We start from the raw sequence: 2287 nt of genomic DNA on the forward strand, positions 1-2287 counted from the left end.
TTTTTGAGCTCTATCTTGCTGAGTCAAAAAATAGCATTTTCTATCCTTTATAGAGTTAATTGACATAGAATTTTCCTCTGTAACCCAAAAAGATTCAAACTCCTTAGAAAGAATGTCCATCTGCATCAATTGAGTTAAATGCCCACCTGTAGAACTTGCAAAACAAACTTTATTTTTTTTCAACGTAAGCATTCCTTTTCTAAATAAATTTAATAAGCTCCTTTAGATCCGAATAACACTTTTACAGTCTTTAATATTAATTTCAGATCTAAAAACAAATTGCGGTTGCAAATATATTTAATGTCTAAATTCACCCATTCTTCAAAGCTTAGATTGCTTCGTCCGCTTACCTGCCAATAACAAGTGAGTCCCGGAACTACTTTTAGTCTTTGCATTTCATAAGAATTATATTGGGCTACTTCCTGAGGAAGTGGTGGCCTGGGGCCAACCAAACTCATATTACCATTAAGTATATTAATTAACTGCGGTAACTCATCTATACTGGTTCTTCTTATGAATTTCCCTACTTTAGTTACTCTTGGGTCTTCTTTGATTTTAAAAACAGGACCTTCGGCTTCATTTTGATCCATCAATTTTTCTTTTAGTTCCTCGGCATTAGAAACCATCGATCTAAATTTGTACATTTTAAACTCTTTATTATTCTTTCCAGCTCTTGACTGACTAAAAAATACTGGTCCTTTGGGGTCTTCAATTTTAATTAACAAACTTATTAACAAGAAAAATGGACTTAAAACTATTAGAGCAATTAAAGAGAATGATATATCGATCACTCTTTTCGCAAAAAGATATGATTTTTTATCCGATGTAGATACTTGAACGAAACGTTCCTTTTCCTCAACTCTCACATCCCGATTCACTTCGGCCAAATAAACGCACCTCCCATTTTAAATTTTTATGTGATCGTATTGCGGTGATAGCAATGGTCTTCCGATAGAATGATACTCTACTCTTCTAGTCTTCATTTCTTCTAAAGAGAAACAGTTTCTCCCATCTATCACTAGTGGATAATTCATGCTTTCTTCAAATAATGCTAGGTCAATATCTTTGATCACATCCCATTCTGTAAGGATAAGAACCGCATCACTATTTCTGACGGCATCTTCAGGTGTTTCAGCATAACTCACATCGCTGTGAAGGATAGCTCGGGCTTTTTCAGTGGCGATAGGATCGAAAGCCACAACCTCTGCTTTTTCTTCAATCAGACGATTAGTTACCACTATAGATGCTGCTTCTCTCATATCATCTGTGTTTGGTTTAAACGAAAGCCCCAACACCGCAACTCTTTTGCCCTTGAGATCCGGCAGTCTCTCCATCAACTTTTCTATGATTAGTCCTTGTTGCTTCTTGTTGACATTTACTACACCTTTAAGGAGTTCAAAATCATAGCTGACGTTACCAGCAATCTGTATAAGAGCCTTTGTATCTTTCGGGAAACAGGAACCGCCGTAACCGATACCAGCATTAAGGAATTTGTCTCCGATTCTCTTGTCCATTCCCATGCCTCTAGCTACGTCCTCCACATTGGCATCTACGCGGTCGCATATATTGGATATTTCGTTGATAAAACTGATTTTTGTAGCCAAAAATGCATTAGAGGCATATTTGATCATTTCTGCACTTCGAATGTCCGTTCTGAAAACGGAAACTCCGAATGGCTTATTTACCTCTTCAATGACATCTGCCGCTTTCGGGTCATCCGCTCCAATGACAATACGATCCCCATTAAAGGAATCATAAATCGCTGAGCCCTCTTTTAGGAATTCGGGATTAGACACTACTGTGACATTCACATCTGATTTCAGATTAACGTTTATTATTTGCTGGACCTTGTGATTTGTCCCAACCGGCACAGTACTCTTGACGACTACCACAGCATCCTTATGTACATGCGCCGCTATCTCTTTTGCGACTTGTTCAACGAAGGAAAGATCTGCAGAGCCATTTTCTTTTTCTGGTGTTCCTACAGCTATGTATATGACATCTGCGTCATGGAAACCTTCATGATGGTTGATAGTGAAGAAGAGTCTTCCTCTATCAATATTCTCACTCATAAGATCACTCAAGCCTGGCTCATAAATGGGAGAATTGCCCTGCTTCATGCTCTCCACTTTATCCTTATCTATATCTATACACGTTACTGTATGACCGATTTCTGAGAGGCTGACACCTGTAACTAAACCTACATAACCTGTTCCTACAACCGCAATCTTCAACTTACATCTTCCTTCCTTGGAAAATTATTAATAAATTTCATTAAATATTCTCC

General features: G+C 37.8%; 2 protein-coding genes and 1 pseudogene. All 3 read right to left on the reverse strand.

All coding sequences use genetic code 11. From position 1 onward, the window contains the following. A pseudogene (locus D479_RS20930) lies at positions 1-183 on the reverse strand (polysaccharide biosynthesis protein); the annotation flags it as partial. 26 nt (positions 184-209) lie between these two features. Then, the gene (locus D479_RS19225; RefSeq protein WP_241210956.1) at positions 210-866 is read right to left on the reverse strand and encodes a sugar transferase; all 657 of its coding nucleotides are present in this window, start codon (positions 864-866) and stop codon (positions 210-212) included. A gap of 39 nt (positions 867-905) precedes the next feature. Then, entirely contained in the window at positions 906-2234 is a 1329-nt protein-coding gene (locus D479_RS19230) for a UDP-glucose/GDP-mannose dehydrogenase family protein (RefSeq protein WP_008640413.1), read from the reverse strand. Positions 2235-2287: the final 53 nt, after the last annotated feature.

It is taken from the genome of Halobacillus sp. BAB-2008 (assembly GCF_000328325.1).
Classification (GTDB): Bacteria; Bacillota; Bacilli; order Bacillales; family Halobacillaceae; genus Halobacillus.